General features: G+C 62.0%; 21 protein-coding genes and 3 pseudogenes. 19 read left to right on the top strand and 5 right to left on the bottom strand.

Annotation, left to right across the window (positions count from 1 at the left end; all coding sequences use genetic code 11):
- Window positions 1–18 precede the first annotated feature (18 nt).
- The 9 genes and pseudogenes from A3E1_RS0119230 to A3E1_RS0119195 all read left to right on the top strand — a co-directional run bounded on the left by A3E1_RS0119230 (window position 19) and on the right by A3E1_RS0119195 (window position 8,373).
- Window positions 19–1,296 (top strand): methionine adenosyltransferase, encoded by a 1,278-nt coding sequence (locus A3E1_RS0119230; protein ID WP_020522423.1) that lies wholly within the window; start codon window positions 19–21, stop codon window positions 1,294–1,296.
- An 11-nt stretch (window positions 1,297–1,307) separates the two neighbouring features.
- Window positions 1,308–2,327 (top strand): glycosyltransferase, encoded by a 1,020-nt coding sequence (locus tag A3E1_RS0119225; RefSeq protein ID WP_026208602.1) that lies wholly within the window; start codon window positions 1,308–1,310, stop codon window positions 2,325–2,327.
- 83 nt (window positions 2,328–2,410) lie between these two features.
- Window positions 2,411–3,325: a hypothetical protein gene (locus A3E1_RS41040; RefSeq protein ID WP_157631613.1), complete on the top strand. Its 915-nt coding sequence runs from the start codon at window positions 2,411–2,413 to the stop codon at window positions 3,323–3,325.
- Window positions 3,312–4,241 carry an aminoglycoside phosphotransferase family protein gene (locus A3E1_RS0119215; protein ID WP_026208601.1) on the top strand — a complete coding sequence of 310 codons (930 nt, stop codon included), beginning with the start codon at window positions 3,312–3,314 and terminating at the stop codon, window positions 4,239–4,241. Before A3E1_RS41040 ends, A3E1_RS0119215 begins: the two co-directional genes overlap by 14 nt.
- A complete protein-coding gene (locus A3E1_RS41035; protein WP_020522420.1) occupies window positions 4,242–4,829 on the top strand; it encodes a histidine phosphatase family protein in 588 nt (195 codons plus the stop codon).
- Between the two features lie 57 nt (window positions 4,830–4,886).
- Window positions 4,887–6,176: a serine--tRNA ligase gene (gene serS / locus A3E1_RS0119205; protein ID WP_020522419.1), complete on the top strand. Its 1,290-nt coding sequence runs from the start codon at window positions 4,887–4,889 to the stop codon at window positions 6,174–6,176.
- A 208-nt stretch (window positions 6,177–6,384) separates the two neighbouring features.
- Window positions 6,385–7,179: a hypothetical protein gene (locus A3E1_RS0119200; protein WP_020522418.1), complete on the top strand. Its 795-nt coding sequence runs from the start codon at window positions 6,385–6,387 to the stop codon at window positions 7,177–7,179.
- Between the two features lie 3 nt (window positions 7,180–7,182).
- Window positions 7,183–7,443 (top strand): annotated as a pseudogene (locus A3E1_RS48490) (helix-turn-helix domain-containing protein); the annotation flags it as partial.
- A 111-nt stretch (window positions 7,444–7,554) separates the two neighbouring features.
- Window positions 7,555–8,373 carry an ImmA/IrrE family metallo-endopeptidase gene (locus A3E1_RS0119195; RefSeq protein ID WP_245571305.1) on the top strand — a complete coding sequence of 273 codons (819 nt, stop codon included), beginning with the start codon at window positions 7,555–7,557 and terminating at the stop codon, window positions 8,371–8,373.
- A gap of 219 nt (window positions 8,374–8,592) precedes the next feature.
- Here A3E1_RS0119195 and A3E1_RS41030 read toward each other — a convergent pair whose 3' ends face one another.
- On the bottom strand, window positions 8,593–11,367 hold the full coding sequence (locus tag A3E1_RS41030; protein WP_020522416.1) for a ParA family protein: 2,775 nt from the start codon (window positions 11,365–11,367) through the stop codon (window positions 8,593–8,595).
- Window positions 11,368–12,212: 845 nt separating this feature from the next.
- Between A3E1_RS41030 and A3E1_RS47210 the strand changes: the two genes are divergently transcribed.
- Window positions 12,213–13,460 (top strand): HEPN domain-containing protein, encoded by a 1,248-nt coding sequence (locus A3E1_RS47210; RefSeq protein ID WP_157631612.1) that lies wholly within the window; start codon window positions 12,213–12,215, stop codon window positions 13,458–13,460.
- 99 nt (window positions 13,461–13,559) lie between these two features.
- Here A3E1_RS47210 and A3E1_RS0119175 read toward each other — a convergent pair.
- Window positions 13,560–14,156: pseudogene (locus A3E1_RS0119175) on the bottom strand (AAA family ATPase); the annotation flags it as partial.
- 82 nt (window positions 14,157–14,238) lie between these two features.
- On the opposite strand from A3E1_RS0119175, the gene A3E1_RS41020 reads away from it, so the two are divergent.
- The 3 genes from A3E1_RS41020 to A3E1_RS0119160 are packed head-to-tail and all read left to right on the top strand — an operon-like array spanning window position 14,239 to window position 16,980.
- Window positions 14,239–14,841, top strand: a complete 603-nt coding sequence (locus A3E1_RS41020) for a winged helix-turn-helix domain-containing protein (protein ID WP_020522413.1) — start codon at window positions 14,239–14,241, stop codon at window positions 14,839–14,841.
- A gap of 40 nt (window positions 14,842–14,881) precedes the next feature.
- Complete coding sequence (locus tag A3E1_RS41015; RefSeq protein ID WP_020522412.1) at window positions 14,882–16,135, top strand: MFS transporter; 1,254 nt, start codon at window positions 14,882–14,884, stop codon at window positions 16,133–16,135.
- Window positions 16,129–16,980 carry a menaquinone biosynthetic enzyme MqnA/MqnD family protein gene (locus A3E1_RS0119160; RefSeq protein WP_026208598.1) on the top strand — a complete coding sequence of 284 codons (852 nt, stop codon included), beginning with the start codon at window positions 16,129–16,131 and terminating at the stop codon, window positions 16,978–16,980. Before A3E1_RS41015 ends, A3E1_RS0119160 begins: the two co-directional genes overlap by 7 nt.
- On the opposite strand, the gene A3E1_RS41010 is transcribed toward A3E1_RS0119160, so the two are convergent.
- From A3E1_RS41010 to A3E1_RS0119145, 3 genes are read right to left on the bottom strand one after another with little or no spacing between them, the layout of a single operon-like run.
- Window positions 16,945–17,856, bottom strand: coding sequence for a serine hydrolase (locus tag A3E1_RS41010; RefSeq protein ID WP_157631611.1), 912 nt, complete (start codon window positions 17,854–17,856; stop codon window positions 16,945–16,947). The two genes, A3E1_RS0119160 and A3E1_RS41010, sit on opposite strands and share 36 nt — an antisense overlap.
- Complete coding sequence (locus A3E1_RS41005; protein WP_020522409.1) at window positions 17,816–18,475, bottom strand: hypothetical protein; 660 nt, start codon at window positions 18,473–18,475, stop codon at window positions 17,816–17,818. The genes A3E1_RS41010 and A3E1_RS41005 overlap by 41 nt, the downstream gene beginning before the upstream one ends.
- A gap of 9 nt (window positions 18,476–18,484) precedes the next feature.
- The gene (locus tag A3E1_RS0119145) at window positions 18,485–19,366 is read right to left on the bottom strand and encodes a serine hydrolase (RefSeq protein ID WP_020522408.1); all 882 of its coding nucleotides are present in this window, start codon (window positions 19,364–19,366) and stop codon (window positions 18,485–18,487) included.
- Between the two features lie 153 nt (window positions 19,367–19,519).
- On the opposite strand from A3E1_RS0119145, the gene paaA reads away from it, so the two are divergent.
- From paaA to A3E1_RS0119115, 6 genes and pseudogenes are all read left to right on the top strand, one after another.
- On the top strand, window positions 19,520–20,521 hold the full coding sequence (gene paaA, locus A3E1_RS0119140; RefSeq protein ID WP_020522407.1) for a 1,2-phenylacetyl-CoA epoxidase subunit PaaA: 1,002 nt from the start codon (window positions 19,520–19,522) through the stop codon (window positions 20,519–20,521).
- Window positions 20,518–20,799 (top strand): 1,2-phenylacetyl-CoA epoxidase subunit PaaB, encoded by a 282-nt coding sequence (gene paaB / locus A3E1_RS0119135; protein WP_020522406.1) that lies wholly within the window; start codon window positions 20,518–20,520, stop codon window positions 20,797–20,799. The genes paaA and paaB overlap by 4 nt, the downstream gene beginning before the upstream one ends.
- The gene (gene paaC, locus A3E1_RS0119130; protein ID WP_020522405.1) at window positions 20,796–21,461 is read left to right on the top strand and encodes a 1,2-phenylacetyl-CoA epoxidase subunit PaaC; all 666 of its coding nucleotides are present in this window, start codon (window positions 20,796–20,798) and stop codon (window positions 21,459–21,461) included. Before paaB ends, paaC begins: the two co-directional genes overlap by 4 nt.
- On the top strand, window positions 21,458–21,898 hold the full coding sequence (gene paaD, locus A3E1_RS0119125; protein ID WP_020522404.1) for a 1,2-phenylacetyl-CoA epoxidase subunit PaaD: 441 nt from the start codon (window positions 21,458–21,460) through the stop codon (window positions 21,896–21,898). The genes paaC and paaD overlap by 4 nt, the downstream gene beginning before the upstream one ends.
- Window positions 21,895–22,932: a 2Fe-2S iron-sulfur cluster-binding protein gene (locus A3E1_RS0119120; protein WP_020522403.1), complete on the top strand. Its 1,038-nt coding sequence runs from the start codon at window positions 21,895–21,897 to the stop codon at window positions 22,930–22,932. The genes paaD and A3E1_RS0119120 overlap by 4 nt, the downstream gene beginning before the upstream one ends.
- Before the next feature lie 158 nt (window positions 22,933–23,090).
- Window positions 23,091–24,484 (top strand): annotated as a pseudogene (locus A3E1_RS0119115) (hypothetical protein); the annotation flags it as partial.

Raw genomic sequence — 24,484 nt, 5'->3', positions numbered from 1 at the left:
CCAGAAAGGCAACAAACGATGAAGACAATCAACCGTTCATCCGTCCTGCTCGACTGCGTAACCGGAGGCGAATCACGGCTCACCGTCGAAACCGGAATCCCTAACGCCGAACCCGGCATCACCATCATCGAGCGCAAAGGACTCGGCCACCCAGACACACTCGCCGATCACCTCGCCGAAGCCCTCTCCCGCGCCTACGCCAAGCACACGCTCGAAGCAGTCGGCGCCGTGCTACACCACAACTTCGACAAACTCGCCCTGCTCGGCGGATCATCGCGCGTCAGCTACGGCGGCGGTTCGATGGGCGATCCAGTCCGGGTCCTCGTCAACGGCCGAGCCACCCGCACCTGCGGCGACCTAACCATTCCCGTCGATGACATCGTCAACAGCACAGTCGCGGAGTTCTTCGCCGAACGCTTGCCGCACCTGGGATCCCACTACGTTGTCGAGCTGAACATCACTTCCAATTCCAGCCCAGGCGCCGTCCATGGCGCGGCTGGAACCCCTGAGCGCACATCCTGGTTCACACCAACCTCCGTCGAACAGCTCCGCGAACGCAAAGTCGTTCTGGCCAACGACACCTCTATGGGCACAGCGTTCGCACCACTCAACGACATCGAGTCGTTCGTGATCGCGCTGGCCAACGACTTCTCCGGGCCAAGCGACTTCACCCAAGACCGCCCGTGGTGCGGCACCGACGTCAAGGTCATGGCATTCGCCGACGACGACCGCTGCGACATCGTGTTCTGCGTCCCGCAGATCAGCGCGTTCGTGCACAGCCGCGACGACTACAGCCGCAACTGCACTGAGGTGATCCAGTACGCCGAAACCCTCGCGGCAAGCATGCTTCCCGAACGCAAAGTCACCCTGCGGCTCAACGCCCGGGACATGGTCGACCGCGACGAGATCTACCTGACTCTGACCGGCAGCTCGATCGAGTCCGGCGACGAAGGAGTAGTCGGCCGCGGCAACCGCGCCTGCGGAATGATTACACCGCTTCGGCCGATGAATCTCGAAGGCGTCAACGGCAAGAACCCGGTATATCACGTCGGGAAGGTCTACAACATCGCCGCCCGCCGTATCGCCAGTGCCCTGCACACTCGTTTCGGTGGCTACGTAGAGGTCCATCTCATCAGTGCGACAGGGCAGGCACTCGCTTCACCGTGGCAAGCAATCGTGCGCATGGCAGATAGCCTCGCTGACCACACCGATGTGCAGCTCGAGGTGACCGCGATCCTTTCCCAATTCCCGCAGCTCACCGAAGACCTGGTGGCTGGCCGGGAACTTACGGCCTAAGGACGCCTGCGATGAAGGTTGGAATCTGCGACTACCCGTCGGCATATCTCTTTCCGCCCAGCGGATACGGCAGCATCGAGCGGTGGCTATGGGCTGCCGCAACCGGCGCCCGGATATGGGGAGCAACTGTTCACCTCCTCGGCCCACGATGGCGAAACGATCTGCCCGATGGCTTTAGCCGCAACGATGTCCGGCTCGAAGACCTCCGGGCCGGAGACGCCGGCGAACACGAGCTTGACCGGCTCGGCCTCGACCTGCTGATCGTCGGCCACGAGTATCCAGCGTTACCAGAATGGCGCCGCACATGGCAGCAACTGCGATGCGACGTGGCCACATTTCAGCACGATCCGCATTTCAGCCACCCGGCAGGCACCTTCGACGGTGTACGCAGTCGGCTTTACTGCTACTCAGCCGAAATGGCCCACAGGTACGCCGAACAGAAGCCACGCCGGGAACTCAGTGTCCAGATCGGACTCGATGAGGAGCCGCTGCCCGCAGTTGCCGGCCGTGACCTGCTGTGGCTCGGCCGGATCTGCGAAGCGAAAGCGCCGCACCTTGCGGCATACGCGGCCCGGAAACTTGGCCGCAAACTGCGGATCGTCGGGCCGATACATGATGAAGACTATGTTCGCCGACGCCAAGACATCCTGCGCGCCCCACACGTGCAATGGGCCGGAGAACTAGGCGGGCAAGACAAAGCACTCGCGCTTCGCGACGCCAGCGTCATGGTCTACACCTGCTCGCGTGACTACATCGAAGCCGGAGCAGCCGTCTTCGCCGACGCGATCCGGGCGGGCACGCCGGTTGCCGCTTTAGCCTGGCGACCTGGCACGTGCCCAGATGCGGCCCTATGCAACGACACTGGCGCAGTGGCCTCCGTCTACGGCGAAGACGACGATACTGCGGCGGCCGAGGCACTCATGTTGGCAATACTGGCAGCCGAACGGCTCGACCCAGAGACGGTGCAATCGGTTGGCCTGCAACGCTTCGACCCAGTTCGCCACTTTGAGGCGCTGGCGGCTCTGCGATGAACCAAGGCTGGCTCCTGCGCGACGCACTACTAGAGCGCTTCGCCAGCCGTTGGCACGTAACAACAGAGGAGCACACCATCCATATGCATCACAGGTCGAAGGCAGCGCCGTCGTTGCGGCGGCGCTGCCCCAGCCCGCATCAAATCGCCAGCACCATGCGGGAATCCCTACAGCACAGCGGGCTGCTCACCGGCGCCCCGCTGCTGCCGTTGCGCTGGAACCGCGACACCGACCTAACCATCTCTGCGGTGCAGGCGCTCGACCCTTGGCTCAAAGACGCACGCCCAATCGTTTGGCGCGAAGGGTTTCTCGCCCAGCCGGTTGTGCGGTTCACAGGTGAACGAGACGCCAGCGGCAACCTCGCCGAAGGCTTCCTCACAGCGTTCACCAACCTTTCCTACGTCCAGCGCATCGCCCATCCCCGGCAGCTCGCCGATCTGCTCGACAGCTGGTTCACGGCCCTGTCCGCGGTAGGTTTGCACGCTGGAAGGCTTACCGTGCAAGGAAGTTTGCAGACCTGGCACCGGCCGCCCGTTTCCGGCATCACCCTGTTCTTCGAAGCAGACGGAGTTGGCCTAGGCGACGCTGTCTTACTCTGGAACAGTCAGCAGCCGACGTTCATGGCCGCCGACATCGGCTCAGGCCTTGAACGCCTGCGGTGGGCGATATCAGGCCAGGCATGGCCTGAAGCCGCCTTTGGGCAAGAGTGCGCGTACTACGAATCGCCTTTGCTCGACGCAATCCGAACCGCAGTACTAATGCTGATGAGCGGCATTCGCCCAGCACATCGAGGACCCGGTGCGGCACTGCGCGGCGTTGCCAGGGCAATCGAGCCAAACCTCGCGCGCACGGGTTTGAGCCGCGTCGTCAGGGCGCAATGCGCCTACTGGCGCGGACTTGGAGTCACCGGAATGGCATGGCCTGCCATTACATCAGCACTGGAAGACGAGGTACTACGGCACCCACGGCCAGCGGGGAGGCGCAATGCCAAACGATAGTTACACGGGCATGGACGAGACTGGTATCCCGCAGGCGACCCAAGACCGTCTAATTTCGTTCTACGGGCCAGCTATCAAGGACTGGATCGAGCAGATTCCGGTGGTGATCCACCAGGCGGCCATCGACTGGGGCATCGACCTTGCTGGCTGGTACGACCGGGGATGGACTTCAATTCTTGCCCAGGGACACACGGCGGAACGTGAACCCGTCATCATCAAGGCCATTCCCGAAAACGCGAGGTACCGCCGCGAAGCCGCAGCCCTGAATCACTGGAACGGTGAGGGAGCGGCTGCGGTCTCCGCACGCAACGACGGTGACCGACTACTCCTACTACCGATCGTCGGCTCCACAGCAGGCGGCGCCGCCAGACCCCCAGACCACGAAGTCAGAACCGCGATGCGCCTCCCGGTCCTGCACCGCAAATCCGCCAGGCCACAGCACCACGTGCCTGAATTGGCTCGCGACCTCAGAGAGCGGATGTTGCCGCTCGTCAGCCAATCACAACGCCTAGCGGATGTACTCGGGGAAAGCCTCGTGGACGCCGTCGTTGGCCGAGGTAGGCGTGCCGCCGTCGAGATCTCGAATACCGTCATGCTCCACGGAGACCTTTACGCCGACAACGTGCTGTTCAGCGGGTCAGGCCATCCGACCTTCATCGACCCACGAGGCCTGATCGGCCCGGTAGCCTACGACTGGGCCTTCTGGTGCATCTTCTACCAAGACGAGGGTTTCGGACGGCGGCTGTCCATTGTGGAACGGCTTCAGGCCAGTGAGCTTGCCGCCACCAAGCTCTGGGCAGCAGTCATCGCTACTGACAGCCTGCGCCACCACCTCAATACCAGTGACGGGCAAGTCGCGGATCGCCTTGGGGCTATTTTGACGAGCCAGCAGATCCTGGGCAGCCTGGAGGCCTGAATGACGATCAGCTACCTCATGCGACATGGCCGCACTGACGCCAGCGCTCGCTACATCGCCAGCAGCGATCCAGCGAAACCGATCCTGTTGGACGCAGCGGGGATCGCGCAGTGCCAGCAGAAGGCACGGTCGGGCTGGGTATCAGCTATCGCCAGCACCATCACGTCGGAGTTTCCACGCGCCCAGCAAACGGCCGGACTCCTGCTGGGAGAGCACCCGACCGACATAGTTGTCGAGCCGCTCCTCAATGAGATCAACTATGGGGTGTTCGATGGTGGGCCCTGGATGGCGTACGGCGATTGGCTCGGCGCGTCCGGCCCTCACGCAGCCCCCGAGGGAGGCGAAGCCAGGTCCACGGCCATCGGCCGTTACTTGCAAGGGCTCTCGCGTTGCCTTGACCTACCGGGGCCTCGTCTGATCGTTGGCCACGGGCTCATGATCTCGGCGCTGATGCAGCTCATGGTGGACCGGCCACTGCTCGCGCTCGATCTGCCTGAAGCGCCGTATGTGACTGCAATTCCGCTTTCTGATGGCCGCCTGTGCGAGTTGATCGATGGCGGCCAGCGGGCGCTCTCATTAATCCGCTAGATGATCATCGTTGTGTACTAGCCTAGATGGCTGCTCACCAATTTGGATGGAGATGACATGCACGACCCGAGACACCTCCTCGATCCTGCCACTGAGGCAGTCCGCCGCCTTGCCCGCCGCGGCTACAGTCTCGACATCGAACGGCTGGGCAGTCTGGTCGCATCTCGTAGTCAATCCATCCAAGCCGTAGATGCAGCCCGGTCAGAAAGCAAGCAGCTCGCCGCCGCGGTCAACGCTGCTGCACGAGCCGGCGAGCCTACGGAAGAACTCGCCGAAAAGGGACGCGCGCTCAAGACGAAGATCCAGGAGCTCGACGCTGAGCTTGAGCGGCATGAAGCCGCACTCCAAGACGTGCTTCTGGAGATCCCGAACCTGCCTGAAGACCGGTGCCCTGATGGCGACAGCGACGAGTTCGCCGTCGAGATCCGCCGTGAAGGAACGCCGCCCGCGTTCGACTTCGAGCCCCTGGATCACGTCGACCTCGGTGAGCGCCTCGGGATCCTCGACTTCAACGCCGCAGCGAAGCTCTCAGGTTCGCGGTTCGCTGTCCTAAAAGGAGCTGGTGCTGCGCTCGAACGTGCGCTGGCACAATACTTCCTGACACTGCATACGCGACGCCACGGCTACGTCGAGCACTCTGTCCCGTCACTCGTTAGCCGTAAGACCATGACCGGCACTGGCCAGCTCCCGAAATTTGAGCAAGATCTCTTCAAGACTTCCGTGGGTGACCGAGAGTTATTCCTGATCCCTACGGCTGAGGTCCCTCTCACGAATCTCTTTGCAGGAGAAGCGCTCCGCGCCGATCAATTCCCGATCGCCATCACGGCACACACTCCATGTTTTCGATCGGAAGCCGGTTCCTACGGTCGTGACACTCGTGGGCTCATCCGCATGCACGAGTTCGCCAAGGTCGAGCTGGTGAGGATCTGTGAGCCGGCCGACTCCACGAAGGAGCTGGAACTCATGCTCAGCCATGCCGAAACGTGCCTTCGGGAACTCGGACTTGCGTACCGTGTCGTCGCTCTGGCGGCTGGAGACATCAGCTTCGCCGCGCAGTTCACCTACGACCTCGAAGTATGGATCCCCACCCAAGGGCGCTACCGCGAGATCTCAAGTGTTTCCGACTGCTCAACCTTCCAGGCACGCCGCGCCGGAATCCGGTACAGCGACAGCGAAGGCAAACGAGGCTTCGCCGCCACACTCAACGGATCCGGCCTGCCCATCGGCAGGACGCTGGTGGCGATTCTTGAGCAATACCAACAGCACGACGGCAGTCTCCGAATCCCCGAGGTTCTCGTGCCGCACACCGGCTTCGCCCAGATCCTCGCCGATGGGACACCAAAGTGATGCCTTGGCCCCCAATATCCAACTTAAGCGCTGCCGCCCGTGATTTCGGCCGCGGAGCGGAGATAGTCGCGATGGGAGCGGTTCGGCCGTCGTGGGGCTGAGACGTGAGCGCTATGCGACATGCGCGCGTGACGCTTGACGGCAAGAAACTAAAGTCCCTATGCTTGTCCACTGTAGGAAAATAAAGATCCTTCAGGTGGGGTGGGGCGTGGGTAAAGCGCCGTGGCAGTCCGGATGGGCTGATGAACGTTTCGGAGTCGAACATGCCGCGATACTGCGGCGCCTCCTGCCGGAGGCGCTCGCAGCTGCGGTTAGTGATGCGGTAGATGCTCACGAAGCAGCCAAGACGGAAAAGAAGATCACCTTCGGGGCCACTCGGTACGTCAAGCAGTACGAGTCCGTTGTGGAGTATCTCCGCGACATTGACGGAGTGAGTTTCGTCCGTGTTCCAGGAACCTTCTACGAGCTGGCAGTGGTCAACGGAACGATTCTTCTCCCGTTCCGATTCGCTGACCAGCTTGCGGTGCGGCTGGAGGATCCACGAGTAGTCCGTGAACTCGGTAAGGTCGCGCGCGGACTCATAGAACGTATCGGAGCTGAGCCGAGTTGGAGCCAGCCACAGCTATATGCCGACTTCGATGATGCGGACCATGCCTCAGCCGTCGTGCAAGCCACACTTGAACGACTTGGCCTGGACACGAAGCTTGTGCTGGTGCCCTTTGCTTGCAACGTAGAAGGTGGGCTGCTTGCAGCTTATTGGGGGGAAGCTGCACTTCGAGGCGATGGTCAACTTGAATGGGTTTCCTACGAAATGTTGCCCATTCCGGAAGGGCGTATGTGGAGCGGTCACCTCTCTGAGGTTGCACCTATACCAGGTCAAGCCAACGCGACCGCCGTCGCCCGTTTCGATGACGCGCCGCTAGATGAGCCGGCGCTTTCGCAGCAGACTGGTATACCTGATCATGCCCAAGACTCTGGTCGCAGCGAAGAACGCTCAACGTGAGAGATGAACAAATTTGAGCAGCTACGCCTTGTGCCCGACGACGAGATGGATCAGCGGGGGCCCTCGTCGTCCGGGCCAGGCGAAATAGCAAGCCTCTTTGACCCCGCTCGTTTACGGCAGGCTCGGTATCTGGCCGGTATAACTAAGAAGGACCTGGCAGAAGCTATCGGCGTTACGCCTGCAGCCGTCGGGCAGTACGAGTCGGGGAGTAGTAAGCCACGTCCGGACCTGCTGCCACGGCTCGCAGCTGTACTCGCTGTCCCAATAGCTTTCTTCACAACTGGTCGGCCCCACGCAAACCTTGACGCCGCCGCTGCGCACTTTCGGCACCTACGCGCGACACGGTCTTACCAGCGAGCGAAGGCTGTCGCGTTCGTGGAGCAACTATGGGAACTTACTCATGCACTTGAGAAGCGCATAAGACTTCCTGCGGTCGACCTTCCTGGCTTTGCTGCTGGGGAAGTCGAAACGGGCACTGAGATACCGGACGACCCGAAGGAGGCCGCAAGGGCACTCCGCGCAAGGTGGGGCCTCGGTGCCGGACCGATCCCTCACCTCATTCGTTTGCTCGAGAACCGTGGCATTGTTACGGCACTTGTTCCGTTGGCTGATGACGATGTAGCCACGGTCGATGCATTCTCTACATCGCGGCTGCCGCGGCCAATTGTCGTCATCACGCGCGATCGGGCAGATGATGTTTATTGGCACCGATTCACTGCGGCCCATGAACTCGGTCACCTTGTCCTTCATGGCGACGCTATCCCCGGCGATGCGCGTCAGGAACGTGAGGCCGACGCTTTTGCTGCCGAGTTCTTAACCCCTCACGCGAGCATTGTGCCTAGCTTGCCGGGAAGGGTGGATTTTGCTGCGCTGTCAGAACTTCAGCGAATCTGGGGGGTGTCCGTGAAGAGCTTGCTGTATCGGTGCCGAGAGGTTGGTCTGTTCTCAGATTCAACCGCTACACGCGCCTATCAGCGGCTAGCCATCATGCGCGGCCGTGGTGCATTCCGTCCAGAACCCATCATCGGTTTTCCAGGTGAACGCCCGGTCCTGCTTAGTCGCGCCTTCGAGCTCGCAAGCGAGAATGGAACCTCGCTCCTTGAGCTGGCGAACGAACTTGCGTGGCCGCTGCCCCGGTTACGAACGCTGTTGGGGATGGAAGACACCCGACCGACTTTGAAGTTGATCAGATAGTGCGAACCAGGGCGTGACCGGTCTCCAAACCGGTCCGCCCTATTCTGAACTGAAACGCCGACGTGTCGTGTTCAAAGGCGTTAGGTCGCTCCACAATCGTCAGTGACTGCCAAGCAACGGGATGAACGACTGGAGAACTGCCCCACGTCGACTCAAGCCCAGACTATGCTTTCGCATGGAGTTGGCAGGGCGTGATGCCCTGGCTGCGACCCGTTCCAATTAGGCCGAGTCATTCCGCCGTCGAATCAGCTTGGCTACTGCGAGAACCCGCGGCCGTCCCGTTCCCGTGACTCCAAACTCAAGCCCGTGACGGTAGATTTCCGGAATCCAATACTGGTCCTCTTCGCGGAAGAGAACTCCGTTGGCTTCTAGAAGGCGGGCATCGGTCGCACTTAGACCTACGGTCTCCAATACGAACGGCACCTTTCTGACGTCCTCCGGAACCTCCCGTAGGCGACGGAAGAGTTCTCCCACCGGTGGATTCTCCTGGGAGATGGCTCGTATCTTCTCTCTGCTGCATGCAGGGAGCGCTCGCCGCATTGCTGTCGGTGGCAGCAGACGGTCATTCCAACGAGCCGCGATCCTCTCATCCTCAAGTGCATTGCCGGTAGCTTCGAACAGGAACGAGACAATGTCACGAGCTTGGATCTGCAGATTAAAGTCCGACAACGCCGCGAAGAACCAGTCCTCTGAGCGTGCCTCACGAGACGAATCAGAACCCAGCTTCTGGCCCCATACCTGCGTAAGGATCATCGACAGGGCTTGTGCGCTGGCGGTTCTGGTGTCCTCGCCATCGCCAATCCGAATTACACTGGCACGATCACATACCCAGGTGGCCAATCGGAGGGCTTCGGTCCGGTTCCAGCGCAATTCATATGCCTGGTGACGGGCGAAGAACTGGTCCGTGTTCTGCTGAATTGAGTTCAGCACCAGGTCTCGGCGGACAAATACGACGAGGCCGAGCGGGCGGCCACGGAGAGAGCGGAGCCACTCCGGGCATCCAGTAAGGAGAGCGCGGAGCGCCCGCTGCTGACTCGCGTCAGTACTAAACCTTTGGAATAGATCCTCAAGGCCGTCCAGGACGAAGACGACGCGGTGGTCGCGCGCCAGGGCAGTAAGATCCTGTTCGACTGTCGCGGGAGTCGTATTTAGCCCAGCTGCGCGGGCAAGACAAGTAAGCCAAACTCTTCGCCACGCGACGTCATTCAGATCTTGGTCGAGTGACTCGACAATAAGATCACGAAGCTCCAGGAACGTCGCCGGTGTGGAGTTAGTGAGCAGGTTGGCCGACTGATGCTGAACATCGACGATCTGTTCCCTGAGGCTATCAACAAGATGTTGCGATGCCATGACCGGCAATATGGGTGCAGCAAGTTCGACCCCACTGACACCAGCGGCTTCGGCGAACTGCGCCCAGTTTCCCTGTCGACACATCCGAAGATAGGTGAAGGTCTTGCCCGACCCCTTGGCGCCAACCACGACCTCGACTGGCGCTTCGGTGCGGTGCTTTGACACCAAATTTGTTAGGGCCTCTGTGGGTAGAAAGTCGTCGTCTCCCGTGGCACTTTCCGCGTAAACGAGGCGTTCAGCCAACTCGCGGAGAGCTTGCCGGGCGGCTGCAAGATCATCACCAAAGGGCGTTTCTGTCGAGATGCCCTTAGGCGCTGTAGGTGGACGGAGCGTATGAGCCAGGCGCGATACGACGGAGGGCAACTCGACCCTGCCGATCAGGTCGCACATCTCGTCCCATGTTGCGGGCAAGGCCAATAACCGTGAATCAAATGGACTACTCATCGGTTGGGTCGCAACGTCTCGGTCGACTGCGCTGCTGTCGCTGGCTGTCCCGCCCGCCACACCGTCCAAAGCAGGCAAGACGCGAACCGTGCTCGCAAGAGCGTCCGCCAACTCGCCCGTCACCGCTGACAGGTGTGAGCTATGTTCCTTTTCTTGGAACTGGGTAATCAGGACCGAGCATGCGGGGTCAGTGGAGAGGCGTGATGGCGCCCGGTGGCCGATCTCGCGGATCAGGTGGCCGGTGCCCCTCACAGATTGATCGCTCACGGTGGTTACGAAGACCCTGTGAACTCGTGGGTCTAGAAGCACTGGAGCACTCAGCTCACTAGTTCCAGCACGTAGATCGATCAAAACCGTATCGGCGCCAACAGCATTGGCTACTTCCGCTAGGGCCTCGGTTAGGAAATACGGAGAACGTTGGTGGGTGAGAAGATCTCCCGGCTCGATCCGGAGTGGACTTAGCCGCATCGGATCTCTCATCGCGGGCAGTACGACGATGCCACCTAGCTCCTGGTTGGCCAGGAATTTCCGCGCTAGAGCAACGGCGCCACTAATGTCGCCTGTCGGCGAGCCGTGCAACAAGGCGAGCAAGTCTTTTAGCGAAAAATCCAGCCGATTCCCTTGTGACGAAACCATCCAGGTGATGCCAGGCGCCTCGAAGTCTGCATCTATTAGAAGAACACGGCCTCGATCCATCGGCTGGTTCTGTCTCAGGTTGGCCAGTTCCCGCGCTAACGCAAGGCAATGCAAGGTGCGACCCGTGCCGCCTTTGAACGAGTGGAAGGCGCAAATCTGTACGTCAAATGAAAACCGATCGATAGCCGGAGGTTCCAGTGAGTCGACCAATTGCGGAACGATGCGGCGCTCGTTCCATTGAGGTCGCCGGTTCGGTGGCGGCACCTCACTTGATTCCCGTAGGCGCACAGGCAATGGTTGACCTGCACCGTTCACTGACTCAAGGAGAATCGCTTGCCCCGAGGCATCGACCGTGAGGGGTCCAAGCCGAGATGTAAGCCACTCCCAGACGGTGTCCTCCGGCGTCCCATCAGCGACTGTGAACTCAACCGAGTCCCAGTATGCGTCGACCTCAAGCAGCCATGTTTCCCATTGCCCACGTGCGGCTAGCGCAGCGAAGTACTCGTCGATATCTACCCATGTGTAGAGGTGATCGGGAATCGCCAGGGCATCTTCTGTAGTCACCGGTTGTGCTCCCTCCGACACCAGTCGCTGAGAACTTTGAGTGCTCCCACTGCACGCTCCTCGTCCTGAGAGTTCAGAGCTGCCCCGTAGCGCCATGCCTGATGTAGGTCATCGTGTTCGACACGTTCGCGCTCCGTGTGCGCGCGTCGGCACGCCAGCAATTGCTGTGTCTGGCTGCTGTCGAGCCTAAGTTCCTTAGCCAACCGACGTAGATCATGGTTTCGCAAATCTGGGGGAAGGTCTCGGGTACTCCGTGCACCTCTACCCTTCTTGCCTAAACAGGCTGCCTTCAGACCGCACTCCACGCCGTAGAAGAGCAGTAAGAACGCGGTGTCACCAGCAGTACTGTCGGCTGCGTCGCGCAGGCGAACGTAGCTGCGGATTAGATCAGCTACCCCGACGTCAACGGACACCCCGGCATCCTAGTCTGGGAGCAGTTGACTGACACGTAAGGACACGTCGGATTTAGTGTGGCAGCTGAAACTTGCCCCGATGCCGTCGCTGAGGCCCAACTGTCGTTTCTGGACTGTCGCTGAGGTTACAAGCATGCCGAATGAGTTCTGGAGCAAGATTGTGTGCTCGCAGGCGGTCAGGCGAAAACCGTGGTGACGGCCACGCCAGAACCGGTTTAGAGTCGCGGTGTGGCCACATCAGACCAGCTGGTGAATCACGTGAGCGACCTCCTACGCGGAGCCGCACTCACGCGGCAGGTTGAGCGCGGAGCCAAGCCTTGGGTTTACGCATGGTGCAAAGAGGAATACCGGCGGTCTCCTAACGCAGCCGCAAGCTCCCCGGAAGGCCCAATTGTCTTCTCAAGGGAAGGAGTTGACGCCCTAGAAGCGGCCGTGAAAGCACTCTTGGCAGACCGCCGGGTACATAACGCCTGGGCTGACGATGACCTGTGGCAGCTAGTTGTAAGCGCGGTATCTACACTTCCGCTTAGTTTGGATGACGTAGCGATGCGCTCCATCATCACAAATAGGGTTACACGACTTGTGCTGCCAGGAATTACGGTCGTTGCCTTCGCTATTGCAAATGCGACATGGCGAGGAGATCCGCTGCGAATCGGGGAAGCAGTTCTCGGCACAGTCGGGCAGGAATGGCTTGCTTTGGTGAAAGACCTCGTTCCCAGTGGAGAGACCTTTCTGGACCATGAAGAGTTAGATCGCTGGCTAGCTGATATTGAAAAGTCGGCATGCGAGACCGGGGCACAAGAAGAGCATCACCTGCACGCCGAAGATGAGGACGGCGATCAGGGCTTCCGTCAATGCGGCAACCATTTTCCTATGGACGTTAGCATTCCAAAGCCTGTCGTCTTTGCAACCAAGTCTAGGTTCCAGCAGGGTCGTTCCGTGTCTCATGCAAATGAGCGATTTAATGAGATCGTAAACCTGGCTCTGCTCCTGCATTCTGACGATACTGGCACTATAAGAACGAGTAGGCCTGCTTTCGACCGGCCTGCGCGTCGTGGCGTTATGTTGGACCGCACTGCGATTGAACACGCGATCGCCCGAACTAACCATGTTGGAGAACTTGCTTCAAACACTCTCATTTGCTCAGCAATCAATTTGCACGCAAGCCATAGCTGGCATCAGGCTCAGCCCCTAAATCTGGCGGAAGTGCTTGCTAGCACTGAAGCGAGGAAGCAAATCGAGGACATCCTCTCTCAGAATGCGCCGCTCTCACGTCGTTTGCGCATAGCTGCGCGCTGGTACTCTCAAGCGCATTGGTCTGAGCAGGACATTGACGCTGTACTTAGTCTAGGAATTGCGCTGGATGCCTTGGTTGGCGATAAGAGCGGTTTGCCGACAAGTGCCCTTGCAGAGCGTTATGGGCTCTTGGAACCGAAGCCTAACAATCGAGCAATGCGATCCTCCGAGTTTCGTGAAATGTATCAAGTCCGAAGCGCTGTTGCGCACGGATCACTCACTCCGACTAAAGTAGACTTCCGGTTTCGGGAGAAGATGGTTGCCGCTGTCAGGTGGGCAACTCAGCGAATCATAGCTTTTGACGCACAATTCGCACCTGCAGCCGACAGCGACGTCAGAACCGCTTTTGAAAATCTCCGGTGGGGAACCGCGACGTGGTATTAGGCGCCTACTTTGGACGCCATCACCGCTCAGACTTCGGCGATCATCGCTATAAGTCACGACGGTATGGCTACCAGATCTGACCTCGTGGACAGGGGGTCACAATCCGGTATCGGTCTTTCCCGTGCCGGGTGCGCCTTGGATGCAGATGGTCTCGTCTAGTTCGGCGCGGACGAGCTCGTCCTGCTCGGGCTGGATGGTGGCGACGATGTCGCGCATGGGGCCGACGCGGGGCCGCTCGATTTCGGCGGTCAGGATGGCGCTGCTGGTGCCGAGTTCCTCGCCGCGGTCGAGGTGCTCGTCTTCGAAACTTGTTAGCTCGCCCCGGGAAAAGCCAAACCGGCGGCGGGTGTGCACTTCCTGTGGGTCCTTGACGCTCGCTTGGTAGAACTTGCGGGACAGCGCGGCCCGCCAGTCCAGGACGAGTGGTTCGCCGGCCGAGTCCGTGACATGGCGCCGTCCAATGTGGAAGGCCTCCACGCCAAACGTGAGCTTGCCGAAGAACAGTGGCGTATCGGGGTTATCGGCTAGATCCTTGATGCGCTGTGCCATGTGCTTGCCCAGCGTTTCGGCGGAGTAGGCGTCACCGGCGATCTTGTGACCAGTGGTGAATAGCTCCTCGGCCCGCTCGCGCATGGCCTTTAGCGCCGTTCTCGAAGTAGTTAAGTGAGCACGTTCGAGCTCAAGCTCGTCTGTCATGTAAACCGACCTCGACTCCCGTTGCGGTGCGGCCGTCTATGTTAGCTGTCGCTGTGCAAGATGCATCTGGTTTTCTTATGACGTGACCGAACCCGAACCGCAGACCGCCGCCCCAGCCGCTGAGCCGACGACGACGATCAATGACCCGGCTGTGATGCGTGCACTGGCGCACCCGGCCCGGCTGGCCGTGCTTGATCACTTGTCGCACGCGGAAGACGGCGCGACCGCCACTCAGGTCGCCGAGATCGTGGGCCTGTCCCCGAGTGCCATGAGCTATCACCTGAGAGCGCTGGCCAAGGTCGGGATGATCGAGGAGGCGCCGGGCAGGGGCGATGGCCGCGAGCGCGTCTGGCAAGCGCGGTACAAGCAATTCTCGGTCGGTGGCGGCGGTCGTGACGACGCGCCAGAGGTGATCGCGGCCGAAGCCCAATTCGTCGAGGCTTTCCTCGCCCGGTCCAACGACAGGGTGCGACGTCACCTGGCGAAAGTCCGCGACGAACCGGAGGAGTGGTTCGAGCTCAGCCGGATCAGCGAACACACCCTGCTGCTCACGCCGGAGGAGTTTCAGACCTTCCTCAAGGCCTTCGATGCCCTCATAGAGCCGCTGAAACGTACCCAAAGATCAAGCGCTCCGCCGACGGCCCGAACGATATCTGTGCACTTCAGGGCCTTCCCGGAGGACTAGCCCTTGCGATCTTGAGGATGTGAAGCACATACTTCGAAGTATGTCCTTCACATCTGAACTTGCGCGTTCCCGATGGTCCGACGTCTACATCGCCGCCTTCGCCCACTTCTTCGGGTCGGTGGCGGCCTTCCTCGTGATGGTCACGCTCGTGCTCTCGCTGCAGCGACAGGGAGCGCGCGGGATCGAGGTGGCGATCTTGATCATTGCCGAGGCGCTGCCCATGGTGGTGCTCGGCAAGGTCATCGGCCGGCTCGTCGACCGGGTGGACAGCCGCGTGCTGCTGGCGATCGCGGGCGCCGGCCAGGTGCTGGCCACGCTGGCGCTGTCGCAAGTGGACGAATACTTCGCGATCGTCGCGGGGGCGGTCGCCCTATCCGTCGCGACAGGTGTCGCCGGGCCGGTGCGTTCAGCGTTGCTGCCGAGCATGGTCACTCGGGACGACTTGCCCAAGGCGATCGCCATCGGGCAGACGGCCGGTTCGGCCGGCATGATGATCGGGCCCGCGCTAGCCGGGTTCCTGGTGTACGGCCTTGACGTGCGCCCCACCCTCCAGCTCGCGGCACTCGGCTTCCTCGGCACCATCGTGGCGGCATTCCTCCTGAAGACGCGGCGCGGCGGCCAGGCCGTCACCGCCGAACAGTCCACTGCGGACGCTGGCAAGGTGGAATGGACGCTGGGCGGCGACCGTCTGCTGTGGAGTGCCACGTGGGGGCTGACCGCTTGCATCGCGGCGATCGCGGCCGTGAACGTCGTGCTGGTGTTCTTCATCATCCGCACCCTGGGCAGCACTGAGCAGGTGTACGGCATCGTCGACTCCATGTGGACCCTTGGCGTTCTGGTCGGCGCCTGGGTGTTCACTCGCTTCATCAAGCCCGCCACCACGGACGGCACCCTGGCGAAGTGGTTGTTCACGGCTTTGGGCATCGCGTCGGCCGCATTGGTCGCGGTTGGTGCGGCACAGCACGCGCTGTGGATCGTCCCGTTCTACTTGATCGGTGGCATCCAGAACGCTGGGCTCAACGTTCTGGCAGGCACGCTGCTGGGGCGGCGGGTGCCGGCCGAGGCGCGAGGCCGGGCGAACACGGCACTGGCGATGCGGGTCCAAGCGGGAGCGCTGCTGGGCTACATGTCCGGCGGTCTGCTGCTGGAGCTATCGCAGCCGCGGTGGATCGTCCTTAGCTGTGGCGTGGTGGGCGTGCTCGTAGCGATCGTGGTCGCTCCGCTGGTGCTACGTCACTCCGAAGCGACTGCCGTCTCGAAGGATGAGAACGTGCGTTACGCTGAGGCATCGTGAGCTTGGTTCAGCGCCCCCGAGTCGGACATATCCAGTTCCTTAACTGCCTGCCGCTCTACTGGGGATTGATGCGCTCCGGCGCTCTCATCGACGTGGAGCTTTGCAAGGACTCCCCTGACCGGCTCAACGCCGCTCTTGTGGCGGGTGACCTGGACATCGGCCCGATCTCGCTCGTGGAATATCTGCGTCACGCCGACGACCTGCTGCTCCTGCCCGACCTGGCCGTTGGCTCGGACGGGCCGGTGCTGTCGGTCAACATCGTGTCCACGCGGCCCCTCGCCGAACTTGACGGTGCGCGCGTCGCCCTCGGCAGCACGTCGCGCACCGGTGTGCTCCTCGCTCAGCTGGTGTTGCAGGAGCGCTACGGCGTGCGGCCCGACTTCTTCCGGTGCCCGCCCGACCTGACCAACATGCTGCTCGAAGCAGACGCCGCGGTCCTCATCGGTGACGTGGCTCTGCGGGCGCTGTTCGATGCGCCCAAGCGCGGGCTCAACGTCACCGACCTGGGCCAGGCTTGGCGCGAGTGGACCGGCCTGCCGATGGTCTTCGCCGTGTGGGCGGTCCGCCGTCAGTTCGCCGCCGAGAATCCAGGGCTCGTCAAAGAGGTGCACGAAGCCTTCTTGCGCTCACGGGACCTGTGCCTGGCTGAGCTCGATGAAGTGGCCGCCTCGGCTGCCCGGTGGGAACCGTTTGACGCCAAGACATTGGCGTCATATTTCCGGGTGCTCGACTTTTCGCTGGGCCAGCGCCAGGTCGACGGCCTGCGGGAGTTTGCCCGGCGGGCCGCCGCCCTTGGCGAGGCTCCTCAGCTAAGCGAAGAGGGGCCGGAGTTCGCCGCTGTTTAGCAGCTGCTCCGCGACCGACTTACAGATTCCCTGACCGTGCGCGTCACCGGCCTTAAGCGAGGCCGGATAGCGCGTCAGCGCCACCATGACCCAGCGATCGTGGATGGCGAGGCAGTTGATGTGCCGGGTGCCGTCCTCGGCCGTGATGTCCCAGCCGTTCTTGACCGCGATCGCGGGACGGGCATCGGCCGGGAAGGCGTCCCGGATGCCCCACGTCCCACGGCGAACAGTCCGCATGAGCGTGAGCAAGTGATCGGTCCAGCGATCGTTGGCGATAGCGCCCCGGCCGATCGCTTCACCCGCGCGAACCATGTCGCGGGCGGAGATCTCCGCCCGGCTCCACGACGCGATAGGCGTGAATTCGGTTGTCTTACATAGATCCTGCAAGCGTTTGAACGACGCGGACCGTCCAATTTGGTCCATGAGCCGGTCAGCTGAAACGCTGTCGCTGTCCCGAATCATGATTTCGATGTCGGCAAGGGCGGTCGCCGACGGGGAAGGCTTCTGCCGCAAGTAGTCCGCGGCCACCCATGATTTGATCATCGAGCAGGCGCGGTTGGTCTCGGCGGCGTTGGCCGAGCCCAGGATCGCGCCCGTGCCGCGGTCGAGCAGGGCCCAGCTGTGCCACCCGGACGCGGTGATCGAGACGATTTTGGCGGGGTCGAGCTTGGAGATGTCGAGCGTTTCCGACAACGTGGACACCGCTGGCTCGGGCTCAGTGCTTCCTTCGGGCGCGGGGCGCGGCTGCGGTGGTACCCACTGGGGCTTGGCATTTGAATTCGCCGCATTGATGACGGGCACTCCACAAGCGATGGCCGCCAGACCGGCGGCACCGCTAAGGAGCAGCACGCGGCGTCGGTTCATCGGGGGTGTCACGCGGGAAGGTTATCCCCGCAGCGAGATCTTCACACGTCTGAGCACCTTGTGACAGCGCCCACTCCTGTGGATAACGGGTCAGAGCAGCCATAACCCAGCTCTTGGAGATCGCTAGGCAGTTGACGTTCCACAGTCCGAGAGCGACGCGTTTGTCCCAGCCGTTCTTGATCGCGATGGTCTGCCGGACCGCAGGTGCAAAGGCATGCCGGATCCCGAAATCGCCCCTGCCGCGGACTTGCCGCATCTCCTCAAGTAACCAGGGCGTCCAGTTCCCCGCGGCCGTTCCATCGCTGATCGCCCGGCCCAGCCGGACCGTGTCACGAGCCGACATCAGCGTCATGCTCAGGTCCTCGCCCGGGCTGGAGTCGGTCAGCCCACAGACGTCGATCATCCGCTGGATGGACTCTTCGCGGCCTAGCTCGTTGTAGAGCTGCCAGGCCGGTTCGTTGGCGCTGTCGCGAATGACGGGACTAAGCAGAGCCGACATACCAAAACGGGTGAGGTAGTCAGCGGCGATCCAGGCTTTGACCATCGAGGCCGTCATCGTCGTTTCCGCCTGGTTCGCCGATCCGCTCACGGCACCATTACGCAGGTCAAGCAGGGCCCACGAAATCCACACGAGGCTAAATTACGTGAGGAGCTGACTGGCGATCGACTCACAGATCTGGGCGCCGTAGTCCAGGCCCAGCTCATCTGGGTACCGCATCATCACGGCCATCGTCCACCCATCGGTGAAGGCCAGGCAGTTCAGATGCCAGTTGCCGTCGGAGCCGATCGAGGTCCAGCCGTTCTTGATGGCGACCTGGTCGGCAGACGCTGCCGGGACGCCGTCGATGATGCCCCAGCGGCCACCACCGCGTCTTTCTTCCTGATCGGCGGCCGCTGTGGTGCCAGCGACGTTGCGCATCTCGTTGACGAGCCAGTCTGTCCACTGCGGACCGGCGGCCGTGCCGTTAGCGATGCACTCCCCGAGACGGACCGCGTCACGCGGCGACATCTGCGTGCGGCTCCACCAATCCGGGTAGACCTTCGTGTCGGTCAGCTCGCACATCTCGATCATGCGCTCGATCGAGGCGTCGCCACCGTTCTTCTCGTAGAGCACCTGTGCCGCATCATCGTCTGACCACCGGATCGCCTCTTCGGCCTGGTCGAGTTCGTAGCTGGTCGGCTTGTCCTCGGTGCGCAGAAAGTCGGCGACGAGCCACGTCTTGATCATCGACTCGGTGCTGCTCGTCTGCTCAAGGTTTTCGCCGATGGTGACGCCGGTCTGCTTATCACGCATGGCCCAGCCCAGGAACTCGCCAGTGAAGCTGACCGATACCAAAGTGAGCGGCGGCGCTTGGCCACCCGTCCCGGCGGGCGTTTCCTCGGCCGGTTGTTCAGCCACAGATTGTGGTTCGTGCCACACCGCTGGATCGTATCGGGACGCGAGCGCCTTGGGCACGAGGAAACCCGTGCCGATGGCAAGAGCTGCGCATACGGCGATCGTGACCAGCGTCCGACGGGACACGAGGGGTCGCTCCGTTCGTCGAGGGGTTTTCGACGATACGAAGATTTCCTGTGAATCGCCTGCTGAGAACGCATGAGGGTGACCCTTGTCTCGGGCAGACGGCACTTGTGACAGAGATTGGACCAAGTGGGGAAATTCTGTAACACTGAGCGCATGGAGGTGCATGGAGCTGACGGCTTGCTTGGCGAAGTCGAGGAAGCTGAAGCGGCGCTGCGAAGTGCCGCCGCGCGGGATCTTTCCGGCGAGGCGTCGTTTGACGCGATCATTGCGGCCGACCAGAAAATCGAGCCGCGAGACGTCATGCCCGACGCCTACCGCAAGGGGCTGATCAGGCAGATCGCCCAGCACGCCCATTCCGAAATCATCGGGATGCAGCCAGAGGGAAACTGGATCACCCGGGCACCCTCTCTGCGCCGGAAGGCGATCCTGCTGGCTAAGGTGCAGGATGAGGCGGGACATGGTCTTTACCTGTATGCAGCGGCTGAAACCCTTGGTATCACCCGAGAAGAGCTAACGGACGCGCTCCTATCTGGGCGTCAGAAGTACAGCTCGATCTTCAATTATCCCACCCTTACCTGGGCTGACATGGGTGCTATCGGCTGGCTGGTCGATGGGGCCGCAATCGTTAACCAGGTGCCCTTGTGCCGCTGTTCTTATGGCCCCTACGCACGCGCGATGATCCGTGTTTGCAAGGAGGAGTCCTTCCATCAGCGCCAGGGCTACCAGTCGCTTTACGTGCTGGCCCAAGGCTCCGAAGCGCAGCGCGCGATGGCTCAGGACGCGGTAAACCGTTGGTGGTACCCGTCATTGGCGATGTTTGGCCCACCCGATGCCGAATCGACGCACTCGGCGCAATCGATGGAGTGGAAGATCAAACGGTTCACCAATGATGAATTGCGGCAACGGTTCGTGGACATGTGCGTGCCGCAAGCGGAGATCCTCGGCCTCACCTTGCCCGACCCCGAACTGCGCTGGAATGAAGAGCGCGGTCACTACGACTTCACCCAGCCCGACTTTGACGAACTCATGCGCGTGGTGAAGGGCGACGGGCCCTGCAACCGTCAGCGCATGACGCATCGCCGCCGCGCGCACGAGGAAGGTGCCTGGGTGCGCGAAGCGGCACAGGCTTATGCGAAGAAGGTGTCCGTCCAATGACGACAGAGCCGTTGTGGGAAGTCTTTGTCCGGCCGCGCCGGGGTCTGTCGCACACGCATGTGGGCAGCCTGCACGCGCCAGACGCGCGAATGGCGCTACGCCACGCGCGTGACCTCTACACCCGCCGTCAAGAGGGCATCTCTATTTGGGTGGTGCCCGCCGGAGCGATCACGGCTTCGAGCCCGGACGAGAAGGACGCGTTCTTCGACCCCGCCGCGGACAAGATTTACCGGCACCCGACGTTCTACGAACTGCCCGAGGGAGTGCAGCACCTGTGACTCCTCTTGAGCTTGCCGATGACGCACTCGTTGCGGCGCAACGCCTCAGCGAGTGGGTGTCACGTGCGCCGACGCTGGAAGAAGACGTCGCGCTGGCCAACATCGCGCTCGATCAGCTTGGCGTGGCACGGCTTTACCTTCAGTCGCTCGGCGACGAAGACGCGCTGGCTTATGGGCGTTCTGACGCCGAATTCCGCAACTGCCAGCTGGTTGAGCTTCCCTTGGGGCCATCGCGTGGCGATCTCGACTTCGGCTGGACCATCGTTTGGCTGCTCTTCCTGTCAGCGGCACAGAAGATTCGCTACACCCAACTGGCCGCCGCCGGTGACGAGATCGCGGCCAAGGCGGTCAAAGAGTCGTCCTACCACCTTGACCACGCGCTCGAGTGGACGGTCCGGTTAGGGGACGGGACCGAGGAGTCACACCTGCGGGCGCAGGCCGCGCTCGATGAACTGTGGCCCTACAGTCACGAACTGACCGAAGGCATCCGCGAGGAGTGGCTTTCCGTCGTGGAACCGGTGCTGGCCAAGGCGACCCTGGCCGTCCCCTCAACCACGTGGGCGCCGTCGGGTGGACGCAACGGGCAGCACACGGAACATTTGAGCTACCTGCTGGCCGAGATGCAGTCCCTGCATCGTGCGCATCCGGGGGTGATGTGGTGAGCGTTGCCTATGAAGTCGTCGCGGCGGTTAAGGATCCGGAACTGCCCGTCATCACGATCGCCGACCTAGGTGTGCTGCGGTCGGTGTCCGAAAAGGACGGTCACGTGCGGGTCGTCATCACGCCAACGTATTCGGGCTGCCCCGCCATGGATGCCATCCGCTTCGACATCGAGACCGCCTTGACCCGCAACGGGTTCGGCTCGGTCGAAGTCGTGACGTCGTTGAGCCCTGCCTGGTCCACGGACATGATTACCTCAGCCGGGCGCGCCGCTTTGGCCAAGAGCGGAATCGCGCCGCCGGTGGCAGGCTCGCCGGCCTGCCCGCACTGCGCTTCCAGCAAGGTTTTGCAGATTTCCCGGTACGCGTCAACCGCCTGCCAGTCACTTTGGAAGTGCCATAGCTGCGCCGAACCCTTCAACGCGGTGAAGACACTATGAGGTCGCACAAGCTGACGGTGTCCAAAGTGGAGCCTCTTACCTCCGTGTCGGTGGCGATCAGCCTCGACGTCCCGCCGTCGTTGCGCGGTGCCTTCGCCTTCAAGCCGGGGCAGCACCTCACCTTCCTCGACGGTGATCTGCGCCGGTCCTATTCCATCTGCTCCACGCCGGCCGACCTGACCGAGCGCGGTCGGCTGACTGTGGGCGTCAAGCGTGTCCCTGGTGGTGCCTTCTCCACCCGCGCGCAAGAGCTGAGCCCCGGAATCGAGCTGGAAGTGCTTGCGCCACTGGGGCATTTCACGACCGCTTTCGATCCCGCTCGCAGTCGCAACTACGGCGCGATCGTCGCGGGCTCGGGCATCACACCGGTGCTATCGCTGGCGTCGGCTGGGCTGGCTGTTGAGCCGGCGAGCACGTTCACCATCGTGTGTGGCAACAGGGCAGCGGCCGAAGTCATGTTCGCTGATGAGCTTGCTGAGCTGAAAGACCGGTACCCAGCGCGCCTGCAACTGATGCACGTGCTGTCCCGGGAAATGCAGCAGAGCGATCTGCTCTCCGGGCGGCTAGACGCTGCGCGCATCGGTGAGCTCGTCAAGGCGCTTAACCTCGACACCATCGACGAATGGTTCCTATGCGGACCGTTGGGCGTGGTCAAGGCGGCCCGTGAGGCTCTGTCCGGACAGCCCGGCAAGATTCACGTCGAGCTGTTCCACGCTGAAGAACTCCCGCTCGCCACGATGGCGTCCGTCGACGGCCCGCCAGTCAACGTCACGATCATCCTGGACGGACGGACGACCGACTTCGCGATGGAACGCGGCGAACGTGTGCTCGACGCCGCGCTGAAGCACCGCAGCGAGCTGCCTTACGCCTGCAAGGGCGGCGTTTGCTCGACATGCCGCGCCAAAGTGGTCACCGGAACGGTTGAGATGGCCGCCAACTGGGCACTGGAACCAGACGAATTGGCTGCGGGCTATGTGCTTACGTGCCAGTCGATGCCGACCAGCGAGCAGCTCACGGTCGATTACGACGCGTGATTCACGTCTGGCTCCACTGTCGAGTTAGGACCGCCGGGCGGACTCTGTGACCGTTCGTCCGTAGCGGCGTTCCGCATCTGACTTACTACATTCAGTGACGTTGATTGGCGTTTGGCCGTCTCTCACTGAGGAGCTGATCCGTGATCGCTCGCTTCACTATGTCCTTGTCTGTTTTAGTCACCAGTTTGTTCGTCATCGCTGGCCCCGTTCCCGCTTCGGCAGCCCCCGTCGCGGACTGGATCGACACCACCTATGGCGTGGGTGGATCCCAGGTGTTTTCCGGCGAGGGCCATTGGATCCCGATGGGAACCATGGATTCTGCTGGCCGCGCGTTGATCGTCACCGTTAACGAGAACTACGACCAGATCCGTGTCCGGCGGCTCACCACGGCAGGCGCACTTGACAACACCTTCGCTGGCGGCGCGCTGATGTTGCCCGCGATTCCGCAGCAGGTGTTCGCCGATGCCGATGGGCGGCTGATCGTCGCGGATATCCCAGGCGGAAGCGGCGGGCTGAGAATCTCGCGCTTCACCACCGCTGGGGTCCTCGACAGTGGTTTCGGCGGAGGCGACGGTGAGATCACACTGCTAGCTGGTGCGACCGCGATTCACTCGGTGCAGATAACCCAACGTCAAGACGGCAGCTTGATGGTCGTGTTCACCAACGAGCACATCCTCCCGGCGACGTCCTACGTCGCTGGCATCACGCCGGCGGGTGCCCTGGACACGACCTGGGCTCCGGGCGCGGCGACACCCGGTTTGCTTACCCTGCCTGACGATTTCGTCTATGAAGTCGCGGCGGCCGGCAACACCGTGCTGGTGGCCGGTTATGAATCAGACTTTGGTGACACGACAGGCGTGCGCCGTTTCACGGCCGCCGGCGCTGTCGACAATGGATTTTCGGGCGACGGCAAAGTTGTTTTCCCAGAAGGCTTTGGTGCCCGCTCGATCACTGTCGCCAACGGAGCCTATTACGTCGGGGCGACAAAGTCCGTTCCCCTCGATCCGGACACGTCGATGGCTTTGACGAAGGTGCTGCCGTCCGGCGATATCGACACCACCTTTGGCGATGGCGGTTACGCGATTGGCGATGGTCACCACTGCGGCATCAACCCCGAGGCCGTTCTGGTCACCGGTTCGGAGATCTACCTGACCGGTGATTTCATGGATTGCGGCGACTATCCCATGAACATCAACAGGTTCACGCTGGAGGGAGACCTAGACCCGGCCTTTGGCACCGATGGCTCGCTCATCCTGGATCAGGTCGACGGCTACGACAGCTTCGGCGGCGTTGGCCTTGGTGTTCAGGGCGGCAAATTGGTCGCTGCCTTTGGCCGCGTCATCGGCGAGGGCGACAGCATTGACATGGGAACCATCCGCCTGAAGGCGGAGGTGGAGGAGCCGCCCGCGGCCGCAGGGTCGTTTGTGGAGCTGTCGCCAGCGCGCATTCTCGACACNCGTTCGGGTAACGGGGCTCCGGCAGGGCCGGTGGCTGGTTTTGGTGCGGTCACGTTGCAGGTTGGTGGCCGTGGTGGGGTGCCCGCGTCGGGTGT

It is taken from the genome of Catelliglobosispora koreensis DSM 44566 (genome assembly GCF_000379685.1).
GTDB lineage: Bacteria > Actinomycetota > Actinomycetes > Mycobacteriales > Micromonosporaceae > Catelliglobosispora > Catelliglobosispora koreensis.
Note: the sequence above shows the minus strand (reverse complement) of the source record. Positions and strands in the feature narration are given on the sequence as shown.